At 65.8% G+C, this 14,479-nt stretch carries 14 protein-coding genes; 8 read left to right on the forward strand and 6 right to left on the reverse strand.

Annotated features, from left to right (window positions below; genetic code table 11):
- Window positions 1-29: 29 nt before the first annotated feature.
- From ACX3PH_RS05505 to ilvC, 3 genes are all read left to right on the forward strand, one after another.
- A complete protein-coding gene (locus tag ACX3PH_RS05505; protein ID WP_459090236.1) occupies window positions 30-1,832 on the forward strand; it encodes an acetolactate synthase large subunit in 1,803 nt (600 codons plus the stop codon).
- Window positions 1,833-1,836: 4 nt separating this feature from the next.
- Entirely contained in the window at window positions 1,837-2,343 is a 507-nt protein-coding gene (gene ilvN / locus ACX3PH_RS05510; protein ID WP_459090238.1) for an acetolactate synthase small subunit, read from the forward strand.
- Window positions 2,344-2,409: 66 nt separating this feature from the next.
- A complete protein-coding gene (ilvC, locus tag ACX3PH_RS05515) occupies window positions 2,410-3,435 on the forward strand; it encodes a ketol-acid reductoisomerase (RefSeq protein WP_459090240.1) in 1,026 nt (341 codons plus the stop codon).
- A 215-nt stretch (window positions 3,436-3,650) separates the two neighbouring features.
- Here ilvC and ACX3PH_RS05520 read toward each other — a convergent pair whose 3' ends face one another.
- Window positions 3,651-3,920 carry a DUF1905 domain-containing protein gene (locus ACX3PH_RS05520; RefSeq protein ID WP_459090242.1) on the reverse strand — a complete coding sequence of 90 codons (270 nt, stop codon included), beginning with the start codon at window positions 3,918-3,920 and terminating at the stop codon, window positions 3,651-3,653.
- A 171-nt stretch (window positions 3,921-4,091) separates the two neighbouring features.
- On the opposite strand from ACX3PH_RS05520, the gene ACX3PH_RS05525 reads away from it, so the two are divergent.
- Window positions 4,092-4,496 (forward strand): hypothetical protein, encoded by a 405-nt coding sequence (locus ACX3PH_RS05525; protein ID WP_459090244.1) that lies wholly within the window; start codon window positions 4,092-4,094, stop codon window positions 4,494-4,496.
- Entirely contained in the window at window positions 4,493-4,840 is a 348-nt protein-coding gene (locus tag ACX3PH_RS05530; protein ID WP_459090246.1) for a hypothetical protein, read from the forward strand. The genes ACX3PH_RS05525 and ACX3PH_RS05530 overlap by 4 nt, the downstream gene beginning before the upstream one ends.
- Before the next feature lie 10 nt (window positions 4,841-4,850).
- Here the strand turns inward: ACX3PH_RS05530 and ACX3PH_RS05535 are convergent, their stop codons facing one another.
- From ACX3PH_RS05535 to ACX3PH_RS05550, 4 genes are all read right to left on the reverse strand, one after another.
- Window positions 4,851-5,858: a hypothetical protein gene (locus ACX3PH_RS05535; RefSeq protein ID WP_459090248.1), complete on the reverse strand. Its 1,008-nt coding sequence runs from the start codon at window positions 5,856-5,858 to the stop codon at window positions 4,851-4,853.
- Window positions 5,859-5,960: 102 nt separating this feature from the next.
- The gene (locus tag ACX3PH_RS05540; protein WP_459090250.1) at window positions 5,961-6,848 is read right to left on the reverse strand and encodes a DUF72 domain-containing protein; all 888 of its coding nucleotides are present in this window, start codon (window positions 6,846-6,848) and stop codon (window positions 5,961-5,963) included.
- A 39-nt stretch (window positions 6,849-6,887) separates the two neighbouring features.
- Window positions 6,888-7,784 (reverse strand): LLM class flavin-dependent oxidoreductase, encoded by an 897-nt coding sequence (locus ACX3PH_RS05545; protein WP_459090252.1) that lies wholly within the window; start codon window positions 7,782-7,784, stop codon window positions 6,888-6,890.
- Window positions 7,785-7,802: 18 nt separating this feature from the next.
- Window positions 7,803-9,998 carry an LLM class flavin-dependent oxidoreductase gene (locus ACX3PH_RS05550; protein ID WP_459090254.1) on the reverse strand — a complete coding sequence of 732 codons (2,196 nt, stop codon included), beginning with the start codon at window positions 9,996-9,998 and terminating at the stop codon, window positions 7,803-7,805.
- A 166-nt stretch (window positions 9,999-10,164) separates the two neighbouring features.
- Here ACX3PH_RS05550 and serA point away from each other — a divergent pair, with 166 nt between their 5' ends.
- Window positions 10,165-11,754, forward strand: coding sequence for a phosphoglycerate dehydrogenase (gene serA / locus ACX3PH_RS05555; RefSeq protein ID WP_459090256.1), 1,590 nt, complete (start codon window positions 10,165-10,167; stop codon window positions 11,752-11,754).
- Between the two features lie 57 nt (window positions 11,755-11,811).
- On the opposite strand, the gene ACX3PH_RS05560 is transcribed toward serA, so the two are convergent.
- Entirely contained in the window at window positions 11,812-12,081 is a 270-nt protein-coding gene (locus ACX3PH_RS05560; RefSeq protein WP_459090258.1) for a DUF6458 family protein, read from the reverse strand.
- Between the two features lie 180 nt (window positions 12,082-12,261).
- On the opposite strand from ACX3PH_RS05560, the gene ACX3PH_RS05565 reads away from it, so the two are divergent.
- On the forward strand, window positions 12,262-13,314 hold the full coding sequence (locus ACX3PH_RS05565) for a 3-isopropylmalate dehydrogenase (protein WP_459090260.1): 1,053 nt from the start codon (window positions 12,262-12,264) through the stop codon (window positions 13,312-13,314).
- A 29-nt stretch (window positions 13,315-13,343) separates the two neighbouring features.
- Window positions 13,344-14,450: a branched-chain amino acid aminotransferase gene (locus ACX3PH_RS05570; protein WP_459090262.1), complete on the forward strand. Its 1,107-nt coding sequence runs from the start codon at window positions 13,344-13,346 to the stop codon at window positions 14,448-14,450.
- Window positions 14,451-14,479 lie beyond the last annotated feature (29 nt).

A 14,479-nucleotide genomic window follows, 5' to 3' on the forward strand; every position in this document is an offset into this window, starting at 1 on the left:
GGTCGAAACGATCGAACTAAGGAAGATTGATGTCCACGGAATCACCGCCCGTGCCCCACGCATCCGCCCCCAAGCAGAAGGCGACGCCTGAGATCCTCACCGGCTCAGGCGCCATCCTTCGCTCCCTCGAGAAGCTCGGCATCACGGATGTCTTCGGGTTGCCGGGCGGCGCCATCATGCCGTTCTACGACGAGCTCATGTCGTCGAGCACCATTCGCCACATCCTGGTGCGGCACGAGCAGGGCGCAGGACACGCGGCCGAGGGCTACGCGTCATCCACCGGCAAGGTCGGTGTCGCGATCGCGACATCCGGCCCAGGCGCGACCAACCTGGTGACCGCGATTGCGGATGCCCACATGGACTCGGTTCCGCTCATCGTCATCACCGGACAGGTCTTCTCCACCTCGATGGGCACGGATGCGTTCCAGGAGGTCGACATCGTGGGAATCACGATGCCGATCACCAAGCACTCCTTCCTGGTGACCAGGCCGGAGGACGTCCCGAAGACGGTGGCGGCGGCGTACCAGATCGCCACGACGGGTCGCCCTGGGCCGGTGCTCATCGACGTCACCAAGGACTGCCAGCAGAACTCTGCGCCGTTCATCTGGCCGCCGAAAGTCGACCTGCCCGGGTACCGCCCGGTGGTGAAGGCCCATGGCAAGCAGATCAACGCAGCGGCGAAGATGCTGGTCGAGTCGAAGCGGCCGGTGCTCTACGTGGGCGGCGGCGTGATCAGGGCGGGCGCATCCGCTGAACTGCTGAAACTGGCCGAGGCGACCGGTGCTCCGGTGGTCACCACGCTGATGGCGCGCGGCGCATTCCCCGACTCGCACAAGCAGCACCTCGGCATGCCGGGGATGCACGGCACCGTTCCGGCGGTTCTCGCGCTGCAGGAGTCCGACCTGCTGATCTCGCTCGGCGCTCGGTTCGATGACCGGGTGACCGGCAAGCCGACCGAGTTCGCCCCCGATGCGAAGGTCGTGCACGTCGACATCGACCCGGCCGAGATCTCGAAGATCCGGATCGCCGATGTGCCCATCGTCGGGGACGCCAAAGACGTCATCATCGACCTCATCGCTGCCTTCGCCGACGCCGCGAAGGCATCCGGGCCGGACCTGACCGAGTGGTGGACCCGGCTCGACTTCCTGCGCGAGCAGTACCCGCTCGGGTACGACGAGCCGGACGACGGCCTGCTGTCGCCGCAATACGTGATCGAACGCATCGGCGCCATCACCGGACCGGAGGGCATCTACGCCGCCGGTGTCGGTCAGCACCAGATGTGGGCTGCGCAATTCATCAAGTACGAGCGGCCCAACTCCTGGCTGAACTCCGGTGGCGCCGGGACCATGGGGTACGGCGTGCCGGCCGCCATGGGTGCGAAGGTCGCCAACCCCGACCGCACCGTCTGGGCGATCGACGGCGACGGATGCTTCCAGATGACCAACCAGGAGCTCGCCACCTGCACGATCAACGAGATCCCGATCAAGGTCGCGATCATCAACAACTCCTCACTCGGCATGGTGCGCCAGTGGCAGACGCTGTTCTACAACGGCCGTCACTCCTTCACCGACCTGAACACCGGTGCCGACACCGTGATGATCCCCGACTTCGTGAAGCTGGGGGAGGCGTACGGCGCCCTCTCCATCCGCGTCACCAAGAAGGAGGAGGTCGACGCTGCGATCAAGCTCGCCAACGAGACCAACGACCGTCCGGTGGTGATCGACTTCATCGTGAGCCGAGACGCCATGGTGTGGCCGATGGTTCCCCAGGGAGTCGGCAACTCGTCCGTCCAATACGCCCGCGACAACGCCCCAGAGTGGGAAGAGGAGTAAACCCATGACGCACGTTCTGTCACTCCTCGTCGAGGACAAACCCGGTCTGCTGACCAGGGTCGCCGGACTGTTCGCGCGCCGCGGCTTCAACATCGAGTCGCTCGCCGTCGGCAAGTCGGAGGTGAAGGGCCTCTCGCGCATCACCGTGGTGGTGGATGTCGAGGAGCTCCCCCTCGAGCAGGTCACCAAGCAGCTCAACAAGCTGGTCAACGTGATCAAGATCGTCGAACTCGATCCGGCGCAGACCGTTCAGCGGGAGCACCTGCTGATCAAAGTGCGGGTGGACAACACCACCCGCAGCCAGATCCTGGAGGCGACCACGCTGTTCCGGGCTCGCATCGTCGATGTGGCGACGGATGCGCTGGTCATCGAGGTCACCGGCGACACCGCCAAGACGCAGGCACTGCTGAAGGTGCTCGAGCCTTACGGCATCAAGGAGATCGCGCAGTCCGGCCTGCTGGCCATCGGCCGCGGGTCCAAGAGCATCACCGAGCGCATCTTCAAGAATTGAACTGAAGCTGGTCGAGCTTGTCGAGACCCGCACCTGAAAACCTCACACAACCAAGGAGCACACACTATGACCGAAATCGCTTACGACAAAGACGCGGACCTGTCGATCATCCAGGGCAAGAAGGTGGCCGTCATCGGCTACGGATCGCAGGGTCACGCGCACGCACAGAACCTGCGCGACTCCGGTGTCGACGTGGTCGTCGGCCTGAAGGAAGGCTCCAAGTCGATCGAGAAGGCTGAGGAGGCCGGCTTCAAGGTGCTGCGCTCTGCCGAGGCCGCCGAGTGGGCCGACGTGATCGTCATCCTCGCCCCGGACCAGCACCAGCGTCACCTCTACGCCGTCGACATCAAGCCGCACCTGGCCGATGGCAAGGCGATCCTCTTCGGCCACGGCTTCAACATCCGTTTCGGCTACATCGAGGCGCCGGACGGCGTTGACGTGATCATGGTCGCTCCGAAGGGCCCGGGTCACACGGTTCGTCGTGAGTACGAGGCCGGCCGTGGCGTTCCCGTCATCGTCGCCGTCGAGGCGGATGCCTCGGGCAAGGCCTGGGACCTGGCCTGGTCGTACGCGAAGGCTATCGGCGGCCTGCGCGCCGGCGGCATCAAGACCACGTTCACCGAGGAGACCGAGACCGACCTGTTCGGTGAGCAGGCCGTTCTCTGCGGCGGCACTTCGCAGCTGGTGCAGTACGGCTTCGAGACGCTGATTGAGGCCGGCTACCAGCCGCAGATCGCATACTTCGAGGTGCTGCACGAACTGAAGCTCATCGTTGACCTGATGTGGGAGGGCGGCATCGCCAAGCAGCGCTGGTCGGTTTCCGACACCGCTGAGTACGGCGACTACGTCTCCGGCCCGCGCGTCATCGACCCGTCGGTGAAGGAGAACATGAAGGCCGTTCTCGCCGACATCCAGTCCGGCGCGTTCGCCGACCGGTTCATCAAGGACCAGGATGCCGGCGGCCCCGAGTTCCTGGAACTCCGCGAGAAGGGTGCCCAGCACCCGATCGAGGCGACCGGCAAGGAGCTCCGCTCGCTGTTCGCCTGGAAGCAGCAGGACGAGGACTACACCGACGGTTCCGCCGCCCGCTAGACACGTCTAAGCGGGTCGAGTTCGTCGAGATCAGTCGAGCCTGTCGAGACATCCGTATTCCACTTTGCGAAGGGGCCGAGCCACGAGGCTCGGCCCCTTCGTCGTCTCACTCCGCCTCCGCTCATCGATGACGGTGTTTCTCTTCGATGACGCTGATCCAAACGGGCTCATCGAAGAGAAACACCGTCATCGTCGAGTGATGTCACCGCGAAACGTCAGCGGATGCGCTCGATGCGCACCTCGACCTGATCGCCGACTCCCTTGTCGAGTTTCTTTCGCAGCGCGGCGCTCACCGAAATGAAATGGTGGCCCCGGCCGGAGGGCATCAGGGCGGATGTCACGGAGACCCCGTCGACAGTGGTGTTGGCTCGCACAGATTTGCCGGTGCCGAAGAAGACCTCGGAATCCGGCACTTCGATGACCGACCAGGACGGCATCCACTCGGGGTTCACGATGGTGGAGGAGAAGGTGAGCATATCCGACATGTGCACAGTGTACACATGTCGGTGCCCAGCCAACGGCACCTCGGTTTGTTGACCTCGAGGGGGAACAACCCTCTCTGTCAGCCTGTGGTGGGGGCTCACCGTCAACAAACGACGGCGCGGTTGGCGGCGTCACACCGAGGTCGGCACGTCGCGGCCCGGTAGAGTCGATGCATGAGCCGGGACCCGGATGACCCCCTGAGCTGGGGTGACGAGACCGATCCGACCCACGTCGATGCACCGCCCGCAGTTCAGCGGAATGCCGAAACGAGCCCCTCCGCATCACCGACCACCAGCTCGGCCATGCTTGTCGTCTACGGAATATTCGGCGGCGCCTACCTGCTCTACATTGTCGGCTGGATCATCGCCGTGCAACGCGACACCTACACTCAGGGCAGCCTGCTCTCCGAGATCATGTACCAGTTCGGTGAGTTCCTGGCGATCGCATCGCCTGCGGTGTGGTTCGGCGCCGTGCTGCTGCTCAACCGTGACAGTCGCGCGGTCGCGCGGATCTCCTGGTTGCTGGCCGGCCTGCTCCTGGTCGCCCCCTGGCCGTTCATCCTGGGAGGTCTCGCATGATGCGGCAGACGGATGCCCACGGCACCCGGCGACGCATCCTCCCGTTTGCCGTGGCTATCGTGTTCGGCCTGCTGTTCGCCTACGACCTGTTCGAGGCGATCACCAACCTGGTGGGGCTGCCGGCCCAGATCGCCGACGCCAACGATTTCGCCAGCGAAAACGGCCTGGCGACGATCGAGGTGCCATGGGTCATATTGATCGCGAACACCGTCCTTCCGATTGCCGCATTCGCGCTGGCCTGGTGGATGGGCCGCCGCCGGAGTGTCGCACATCAGGCGCTGCTCTACCTGGTGGCCCTGGCCATCGTGGCGGCCGTCACGCTGACGCTGACCGCTCTCGTCTGAGCCAGGCGCGCTACCGCGGCCGGACGAGCGCGAGAATCTCCTCCGAGACCAGGGTGAAGCCGGTGGTGCCGAAGAGCCGCTGGCATCCGTCCACCTCGATGGTCACGGTACCGCCGGCATGCTGCCCGTCGACGAGAGGGTGTGCGACGACAAACTCCGTTGCGGGGCGGAGGCACGCGATCAGCGGCATGACCTCGTACTCCGCGGCAGTCAGGATGATGCGTCCCTCTTCGGCGTTCAGTGTCGAGCCATTGGTGAAAGTCCCCACGACGGGCAGGCCGACCAGCTCGGAGTATTCGGGGCTCGGGTCGGCGGCGTACCGGCACAGCCGCATTCCGTCGAGTTGGCCGACGGGCGGCAACCCGAGCGGAACGGTTGCGAACTCGTCCGAGCCGGTGTCGCCCGGCTGTTTCGGAGATGTGTCGAGGCCGGGAACGTCAGCCAGCTCATCGGGTGCCACGACTCGGAGCGGCGTCCACTGGGTGCGGCAGCCGGCCTCGATGGCTGCTGCCGACTCGGTGAGGTTCTGCCGGTCGACGCTGCCGGCGGTGACTTCAAGCAGCGCGAGGGCCGCATTCACGGCCTCCGTTTTCGGCTGCCTGCATCCGTCGACCGGGTAGGTCACGTGCACGGCGCGCCCGGCAGCATCCGCGAGCCATAGCTGGGGAACGATGACCATGTGCGCAGTGCACGGTCCCAGCCAGCGCGGGTCATCGGCCTGGTTCAATGCTTCGATGAGCGGGACGAGGTCGCCCTCCAGGTGGCGGGTGGCCGGGCCCGACCAGACGCCATCCTCGTCGGTGACCGTGCCGAAGTCGTCGCACAGAGCGACACTGACCGGCACGAAGTCGCTCGGGACGCGCCCGGCCGAGCCGGTCTCGCCGCAGTCGGCCTGGGGAACGATGGCGGCATCCGGGACGGTCCCTCGGATGCCCGCGCATCCGGCCAGCAGGAGCGCCACCGTCAGCATGCCGACGCTCGCCAGCAGCACGGATCGGCCACCTCGTTGTGCTTTCACCAGACTCCCCTCGTCATGGCCACGTTAACTAGGACGCGTGACCGGCGGAGAACGTTGGGGCCTGGCCGGATGGCCGACCGCAGCAGTACCGGCGGAGCGGCGTCACCACAGGGAGGGTTGCCCGACAGAAAGCGGAGGCTCGTTGCCGCCTGCGCCGCCAAGTCTGCCCTGAAGGGCCATGGCGTCGAAGGGCGGGCGAATACTGTTGTGCTCCGGGTTCACGAAGTAGACGAACGTGTCGCGCCCGCTTCCGTCAGTGCAGCCGGCCCCGCTGCGCCAGCCATCGACAAGCGAGGCCCACTCGTCGAGGGACGCCGCGTCGTAGCCGTTCGGGTGGTGATCCTTGCCGCTGTGCAACCGCAGGTAAGCGAAGTCGGCGGTGACCTCGCGCAACTGCGGCCAGGTGGGGGAGTTGGTGACGACCGCGGCCACGTCATAGCGGCGGAGCAGGTCGACGAACGCGGGAGTGTCGAAACTCGCGTGCCGCACCTCGAGAGCATGACGAATCGGGGTATCCGAGGCACCGGGGTCGATTGCCGCCCTGCCCTCCTGCTCGATCAGCCGCTGGACCTGGGCGATGGAATGCGGAAGCAGTGCGAGGAAGCCTTCCACCACCTCAGGGGAGAAACCCAGCCCTGGGGGAAACTGCCAGAGCACGCTTGCCAGCTTCTCGCGAAGACCGAGCACTCCGGAGGCGAAGAAGTCGGCGACGCCCCGCGCCGGATTCCTCAGCGCCTGACCGTGCGTGATCGACTTCGGGCCCTTGACCGAGAATGCGAAGTCTGCGGGCGTCGCGTCTCGCCAGGCCAGGAAGCTACTCGGTGACCCGCCACCGTGAAATGTCGTGTTGATCTCGAGCGTGGACAGGCGCTCCGATGCGTAGCCGAGACGCCCGCGCTGTGGCAACGACTGCGGGTAGAAGTGGCCCTGCCAATGACGGTGATCCCATCCGGAGGTGCCGACCCGGCTGCGGCTCTCGTTCTCGCTCATCCTGCCAGTAGCGTAGCGAGGTTGTCGGTCGGCCTGGGTTCAGCCCCGCTCCTTCGCCACAGCCTCCCGCACGCCTGGTGCGACCTCCCGGGCGTACAGTTCAATCGTCGCTTGGTCGTCGCTCGCGAGAATGAACCCGGAGATGCCGTAGTCGAGGGCGATCCCGGTCAGCTCGCGAACCCATTGCTCCGGTGGACCCTGCAGCAGCCCGCCGCCCGTCGGCGCGAACTTCCCGCCGATGTTGAGCAGGCGACGGATGGCGCGCGGGTCGCGACCGACGGCATCCGCCCCTTCATCGATGTGCGCGTTCATGGCGGCCAACTCGGACGGTCCGCCCTGCAGGTAGCCGAGCGATGGCAGCCAGCCGTCGCCGGCGCGGCCGGTCATGCGCAGGATGCGCGGCTTGTACGCTCCGACCCAGATCCCGATGTCGTGGGCGGGGGCAGGTCCGCGCTTGGCGCCCTTCACGGTGTAATACTCGCCTTCGAATCGCACCCCACCGGGCTGGTCGACATCCCAAATCTCGCGGATGATGCGGATGCCCTCCTCCAGCGCTTTTATCGACTCGCCGGGAGTCCTGCGCACGCCGCCCATAGCTACGATGGCATCCCAGAAACCACCGGCACCAATGCCGAGCTCGAGGCGACCGCCGCTCAGCAAGTCGAGGCTGGCTGCGCTGCGCGCCAGCAGCGCGGGGTGCCGCAACGGCAGATTGTGCACGTTGGCGCTCAGATGAATGCGTTCCGTGCGTGCGGCGATAAACGACAGCAGCGTCCAGGTGTCATGAAATCTCGGCTGGTACGGATGATCCTGGAACGTCGCCAGGTCGAGGCCGGCCCGGTCGGCCACAACCGCCAATTCCACGGCCTGCTGGGCGGGTGAATTCGTCGGGGTGATGAACACCCCGAATTGCAGGTCGTGGCCGTAGTCCGTCATATCAGATCCTCTTCATTCTTAGGCGGTGCGTCGTTCAGGTGTGTCCTGGGTGGTGGTGCCGATCGCGAAGTTGTCGCGGAAAAGGTTGCCAGGGTCGTACTCGGCCTTCAGCGACCGCAGTCGCTTCAGCGTTGCTGGCGGGAACGCGTCGCGGATGCGTTCCGGGCCCGCGCCCGTCTCGAAGCTCAGGTAAAGCCCGTCGAAGAACGGCGCGAGCCGCTGCCACTCCGTGTCCAGCCGCTGCTGACTCGAGGCGACGGCCACCACCGAGAAGTTGGCCGAGCGGTGGGCGTATGCCGTCGCATCCGGCGGGACATCGGATGCCGCGCCCCCCGTCGCGCGGATCTGGAAGAAGTGGGTGGCGCCGCTGTCGAGCAGTCGGTGGGCCGCATCCGCGAATTCGGGAGTGATGTGCTCCAGAAGGCCAGAGCGACTGACAGGCTCACCGCGACCCTGGTTGGCCTGACCCTGGGCCGGCATGAGCGCCGCACTGTACGACAGCAACTGCACCGACTGCTGGTACAGCGGTGCCACGTCGGCGAACGGCTGAAGGCGGGCGATGATGGTGTCGGGGTCGATCGAGTCGACCATTCCGAAGAAGCGGGCGATCGCGGGCTCGCCGGGGTGGGAGCCTCCCAGGATGAGGAAGCTCGTGGTGTCGCGGGGGGACGTTTCGAGCACTGCGCCCCACTTCACGAGGAAGTCTGCGGTGTCGCTCGCGTCGAACACGAACTGGGCCCAGCCGACCCCGGGCACCTCGGCGGCTTCGAACTCAAAGGCGGTGGCGACACCGAAGTTGGCGCCGGCCCCACGCATCGCCCAGAACAAGTCGGCGTTCTCCGTGTCACTGGTGCGCAGCATCCGTCCGTCGGCGAGCACCACCTCGACGGCACGCAGGTTGTCGATCGCCAGTCCGTGTGCCCGCCCGAGGAATCCGATGCCGCCAGCCGTAGCCAGCCCCCCGACACCGACCCCGCCGTAGTCGCCGGAGCTGATGGCCCACCCGAACGGTTCAAGGGCAGCGGCCACCTCGCCCCAGGTCGCACCAGGGCCGACCCGCACTCGCCGGGTGGCGCGGTCGAGAACCTCGATGCTGTTCAGCGCAGACAGGTTGATGACTATGCCGTCGTGGTTGGTCGAACGCCCGCTGATACCGTGTCCACCGCTACGGATTCCGAGCGGCAGCTGGGGGTGGTCTCGCGCGAAGGCCAGGGCATCCGCCACTTGTGCGGGGGTGGCGGGCAGCAGGACGATCCCCGGCGCTCCACCGCGCATATATGTCGAGCGCACGCCCGAATAGCGGATGTCGCCCGGCTCGATGGCGGCGAGCGTACTTGGCACGGCGTCGTAGTCGATGCCAGGCACCCGCTTCGCGAGGAATGCCGCCGGACGGATCGGCCGTGAGGTCGACAGCCCGGGAATCTCCTGCTCTGCCGCATCGCGCAGGGCGGGCGCGACCTCGGTGATGAAGCGGCGGATCATGGCCGGGTCATCGCTCTTCAGCAGGAGCGTGCCCACGCCGTCCCGAGTGACGAGGGGTAGCAATTGCGCCACCCAGTCGATTGTCGAACCATCGAACGAGTCCACGTCGAGAACTCGGCGGATCTCCCGCCGGTCACGTCCGGCACCTTGTGCCTCAGTATCGATGACAATGTTGCCCGATTCGAGGGCGGCGGGGTATCGCACGAGCCAGCCTTCCGCGTCGGAGCCGACCAGCCGCAGCATCTGCTCGCCCGTTCCCTGCACCAGGATTGGCACATCGTGCGCGGGAGCCGGGCCCCGCTCGGCTCCGTCGACGCGGTAGTGCGCACCGGCATGGCGGGGCGGTCGCCGGTCGTCGACGGCCCACATTCCCCGGATGATACTGATCGCCTCAGCCACAGCATCGGCGTCGTCGGCCGTGAGTCCGAGCTCCAGCCGACCGCCGGAGAGCAGGTCGAGGCTCGCAGCGGCACGTCCGAGCACACCAGGGGAGCGCAGGGAGAGGTCCACGATCGGAAGCAGGCGGATGTTCCGGGTGCGGCCAGCGATCCAGGAGAGGGCGCTCCACGCGTCCAGGACTACCGAGTCGTCCACCGAGACGAGGTCGTACCCGAGCGTGTCGGCGAGGATTGCGTGCCCCGTGACCTCATCCGTCGAGGACGGGTCCAGCGAGAGTCCGAAGCGAAGGGGATGGTTGTAGTTCGATCCCATCCCCGCCACCGCGCTCTCCATGTCACTGGTAGTAAGTGGCGAACGACACCCAGTATTCCGGCGGGCTTGGGCGGATGGCCGTCACATTCCCCGGTGCGTATCCGCCTGCCGTTAGAGTATGTAACTATCTGGCGCCCCAGGGTCGCGGCGCGAAGCCCTCCCGCCTGCGCAACCGAAGGAACGTTTCGTGTCGAAACCTGTCGTACTGATCGCTGAAGAACTGTCGCCGGCCACCGTAGAGGCCCTGGGACCGGACTTCGAGGTCAGGAAGGTCGACGGCACGGACCGTGCCGCGCTGCTGCGTGAACTGGGGGATGCGAGTGCTGTGCTCATCCGCTCGGCGACCCGACTCGATGAGGAGGCCATCGCGGCGGGCACGAAGCTGAAGGTGATCGCTCGCGCGGGTGTTGGGCTCGACAACGTCGACATCAAGGCGGCAACCACCGCCGGCGTCATGGTCGTGAATGCACCGACGTCGAACGTCATCTCTGCCGCCGAGCTGGCGGTCGGCCACATCCTGAGCCTGGCCCGGTTCATTCCGGAGGCGAACCAGTCGATGAAGGCGGGGGAGTGGAATCGCTCCAGATACACCGGCATCGAGCTGTTCGAGAAAACTATCGGCATCGTCGGCCTCGGCCGCATCGGCAGCCTGGTGGCTGAGCGCCTGGCCGGATTCGGCGCCGAACTCATCGCCTACGACCCCTACGTCACCCCGACCCGTGCGCAGCAACTCGGTGTCAAGGTCGTCACCCTGGACGAGCTCGTCGAACAGTCGGATTTCATCACCATCCACATCCCGAAGACCCCGGAGACCACCGGCCTGTTCGGCGCCGAGCAATTCGCCAAGGCGAAACCGAGCCTGCGCATCGTCAACTGCAGCCGCGGCGGCATCATTGACGAAGACGCTCTCTACCAGGCGCTCTCCACCAAGCAGATCGCGGCAGCAGGCCTCGACGTGTTCGTCAGCGAGCCGCCGCGCGACTCCCCGCTGCTCGGCCTCGACAACATCGTGCTCACCCCCCACCTCGGTGCGTCCACCGACGAGGCGCAGGAGAAGGCCGGCGTCTCGGTTGCCAAGTCGGTGCGTCTTGCCCTCGACGGCGAACTGGTTCCGGATGCCGTCAACGTCGCAGGCGGGGTCATCAACCCCCTGGTGCGACCCGGCATCCCGCTCATGGAGAAGCTGGGCCAGATCTTCAGTGGGCTCGCCGACAGCCCCGTGACCAGCATCGACATCGAAGCCCGGGGCGAGATCGCCGAGTTCGACGTCAGCGTGCTGAAGCTGGCTGCCCTCAAGGGCATCTTCACGAACATCGTCAGCGAGAACGTTTCCTACGTGAACGCACCGCTGCTTGCCGAGCAACGGGGAATCCAGACCCGCCTGATCACGGATGGCGTGAGCGACGAATACCGGAACCTCCTGACCATCCGCGGCGGGCTTGCCGACGGCTCGGAGGTGTCCGTCTCGGGAACGCTGACCGGCACGAAGCAGATCGAGAAGGTAGTCGAGATCAACGGCTACGATGTCGAGGTGCCGATCGCCGACCACTTCGTCGTCATGGTGTACACCGACCGCCCGGGCATCGTTGCCATCTTCGGCCAGGAGTTCGGCGAAGCCGGAATCAACATCGCCGGCATGCAGATCAGCCGGCGGACAGCCGGTGGACAGGCGCTCAGCGTGCTGACTATCGACTCGCCGGCATCCGAGGACCTGCTGAACACCGTGCGAGTGGCGATCGAGGCAGACCTGGTGCGTCAGATCGAAATCAGCGAATAAGACCTTCGAACATGGCGAAGGGCCCGGCAGTCTTGCCGGGCCCTTCGTCGTCTGTTCTTAGACCAGCGGGTCAGTCGTGTTGTCAGTCGTCGAGCGGTTCTCGCGCTGGGTGACGCGTTCTCCACCCGCACTGTCAACGTGACGCACTGTCTCAGTCGAGGAACGCTTCCTCATGACGAGGACGAGCGATACCAGGAACACGACGATTCCGGCTCCCATGAGCAGGTAGCCGATAAGGTCGAGGTTTGCCCAGTCGACCTGAACGTTGATGGCGAAGGTGAGGATCGCGCCGACAACGAAGAGAAAAATTCCAGATCCGATACCCATTTTCTGTGTCCTCTCACTTGCGTTGGTAGACCTCAGTAACGGCCGGTAAGGCTGAGCCGCGCACTGCTATCTCCCCACAACGCTAGCGCGGCGACGCCGAAAACGGCGGGAAAGTGATAGCGGAACGCGGCGCGGTAGCCTTGGGGGAGCCATCCGTCCCGAGCCCCTGAGGAGCCAGAAATGCCCCGTACCATCACGCTTGCCGTCATCGCCGGGGACGGAATCGGCCCCGAGGTCACTGCGGAGGCTGTGAAAGTGCTGAACGCGGTGGTTTCGGACGATGTGGCGGTCGAAACGACGGACTTTCCGTTCAGCGCGCGGCACTTCCTGGAGACCGGAAACATCCTCGATGACGACGACCTGAACGAGCTGGCGAAGCACGACGCGATCCTCCTGGGCGCGGTCGGCGGCGACCCACGGGATGCCCGCCTCGCCGGCGGCATCATCGAGCGCGGCCTGCTGCTGAAGCTCCGGTTCGCTTTCGACCATTACGTGAACCTGCGCCCCACCCGTCTTTACCCCTCTGTGGCGTCGCCGCTCGCCAATCCGGGCGATGTCGATTTCGTGGTCGTGCGGGAGGGAACCGAGGGGCCGTACGTCGGAAATGGCGGCAGCATCCGCCGTGGCACGCCACAGGAGGTCGCCAACGAGGTGAGCGTCAACACGGCGTTCGGCGTCGACCGTCTGGTTCGCTACGGATTCGAACTGGCCAACTCGCGGCCGGCGAAGAAACTCACCCTGGTGCACAAGACCAACGTGCTGGTGAATGCGGGCAGCCTCTGGCAGCGGACAGTGGATGCCATCAGCACCGAGTACCCGGATGTCGCCGTGGACTACCAGCACGTCGATGCCGCGACCATCCACCTGGTGGTGAATCCGTCCCGATTCGATACGATCGTCACAGACAACCTCTTCGGTGACATCCTCACCGACCTCGCCGGCGCAATCAGCGGTGGCATCGGGCTGGCGGCATCCGGAAACATCAACCCGGACGGCACATTCCCCAGCATGTTCGAGCCGGTGCACGGCTCGGCACCAGACATCGCCGGCCAGCAGCTGGCAGATCCCACGGCAGCCATCCTCTCGGTGGCGCTCATGCTGAACCACCTCGGGCTGCCGGAAGCGGCGGACCGGGTGGACGCAGCCGTTGAAGCCGACCTCGCCGTCCGCGGAGACGCACGGCGCAGCACTGCCGAGATCGGCGACGCGATCGTCGCAGCACTGTCGGAGTAATCTCTACGCAAGACCAGTAAAGGACCACCATGAAGAACCTGCTCGCTCCCACCGAACTGACCTTCGCCGTCACCAAGAACGACAACGCTCGAAGCGTTCAGGAGCGGGAGGCGATTCTGGCCAACCCGGGCTTCGGCACCAGCTTCAGCGACCACATGGTCGACATCTGCTGGTCGGAGCAGGGCGGCTGGCACCGTCCGCGGGTTCAGCCTTACGGCCCGATCGCCCTCGACCCTGCGGCAGCGGTGTTGCACTATGGCCAGGAGATCTTCGAGGGAATGAAGGCCTATCGCCACCAGGACGGCTCGATCTGGACGTTCCGGCCGGAGGCGAACGCCCGCCGGATGCAGCACTCCGCTGCGCGCCTCGCCCTGCCTGAACTGCCCACCGACTACTTCATCGAGTCGCTCAAGCAGCTCATCGCGGTCGACGCCGACTGGGTGCCGTCGGCCGCGGAGACCAGCCTGTACCTGAGGCCATTCATGTTCGCCAAAGAGGCGTTCCTGGGTGTGCGACCGGCAAAGAAGGTCAACTACTACGTGATCGCCAGCCCGGCCGGCGCCTACTTCCACGGCGGTGTCGCCCCCGTTGCGATCTGGCTCTCCACCGAGTACGCCAGGGCCGGCCGCGGCGGAACCGGCGCCGCCAAGACCGGCGGCAACTACGCGTCGTCGCTGCTCGCCCAGGCGCAGGCCTCCGAGAAGGGGTGCGCCCAGGTGCTGTTCCTCGACTCCGCTGAGGGCAAATACGTCGAAGAACTGGGCGGCATGAATGTGGTGCTGGTCTACAAGGACGGCACGCTCGTCACCCCGGAGTCCGACAGCATCCTCGAGGGGATCACCCGCGACAGCATCCTGCAGCTCGCCGAAGATCGTGGGCTGACGGTGGTGCGACGCCGGGTCACCATCAATGAGTGGCGCGAAGGCGTGGCATCCGGTGACATCGTCGAGATGTTCGCCTGCGGTACCGCGGCCGTCGTCACGCCGATCGCCGTCGTCAAGGCCGAAGGTTTCGAGATCGGATCAGCGGATGCCGTGGCCGGTGAGCTGACCATGTCGCTGCGCCAGGAACTCACCGACATCCAGTACGGCCGGGTGCCCGACAAGCACGGGTGGCTGACCCGCCTGGACGCGTAGTGGACATGCACTGCGTGGTATCCGCCCGT

Source organism: Homoserinimonas sp. A520 (genome assembly GCF_054489245.1).

Bases quoted from the DNA above. Each gene is read 5' to 3' on its own strand.
- ACX3PH_RS05505 (WP_459090236.1), top strand. From the start codon at position 30: ATGTCCACGGAATCACCGCCCGTGCCCCACGCATCCGCCCCCAAGCAG.
- ilvN (WP_459090238.1), top strand. From the start codon at position 1,837: ATGACGCACGTTCTGTCACTCCTCGTCGAGGACAAACCCGGTCTGCTG.
- ilvC (WP_459090240.1), top strand. From the start codon at position 2,410: ATGACCGAAATCGCTTACGACAAAGACGCGGACCTGTCGATCATCCAG.
- ACX3PH_RS05520 (WP_459090242.1), bottom strand. From the start codon at position 3,920: ATGTCGGATATGCTCACCTTCTCCTCCACCATCGTGAACCCCGAGTGG.
- ACX3PH_RS05525 (WP_459090244.1), top strand. From the start codon at position 4,092: ATGAGCCGGGACCCGGATGACCCCCTGAGCTGGGGTGACGAGACCGAT.
- ACX3PH_RS05530 (WP_459090246.1), top strand. From the start codon at position 4,493: ATGATGCGGCAGACGGATGCCCACGGCACCCGGCGACGCATCCTCCCG.
- ACX3PH_RS05540 (WP_459090250.1), bottom strand. From the start codon at position 6,848: ATGAGCGAGAACGAGAGCCGCAGCCGGGTCGGCACCTCCGGATGGGAT.
- ACX3PH_RS05545 (WP_459090252.1), bottom strand. From the start codon at position 7,784: ATGACGGACTACGGCCACGACCTGCAATTCGGGGTGTTCATCACCCCG.
- ACX3PH_RS05550 (WP_459090254.1), bottom strand. From the start codon at position 9,998: ATGGAGAGCGCGGTGGCGGGGATGGGATCGAACTACAACCATCCCCTT.
- ACX3PH_RS05560 (WP_459090258.1), bottom strand. From the start codon at position 12,081: ATGGGTATCGGATCTGGAATTTTTCTCTTCGTTGTCGGCGCGATCCTC.
- ACX3PH_RS05565 (WP_459090260.1), top strand. From the start codon at position 12,262: ATGCCCCGTACCATCACGCTTGCCGTCATCGCCGGGGACGGAATCGGC.
- ACX3PH_RS05570 (WP_459090262.1), top strand. From the start codon at position 13,344: ATGAAGAACCTGCTCGCTCCCACCGAACTGACCTTCGCCGTCACCAAG.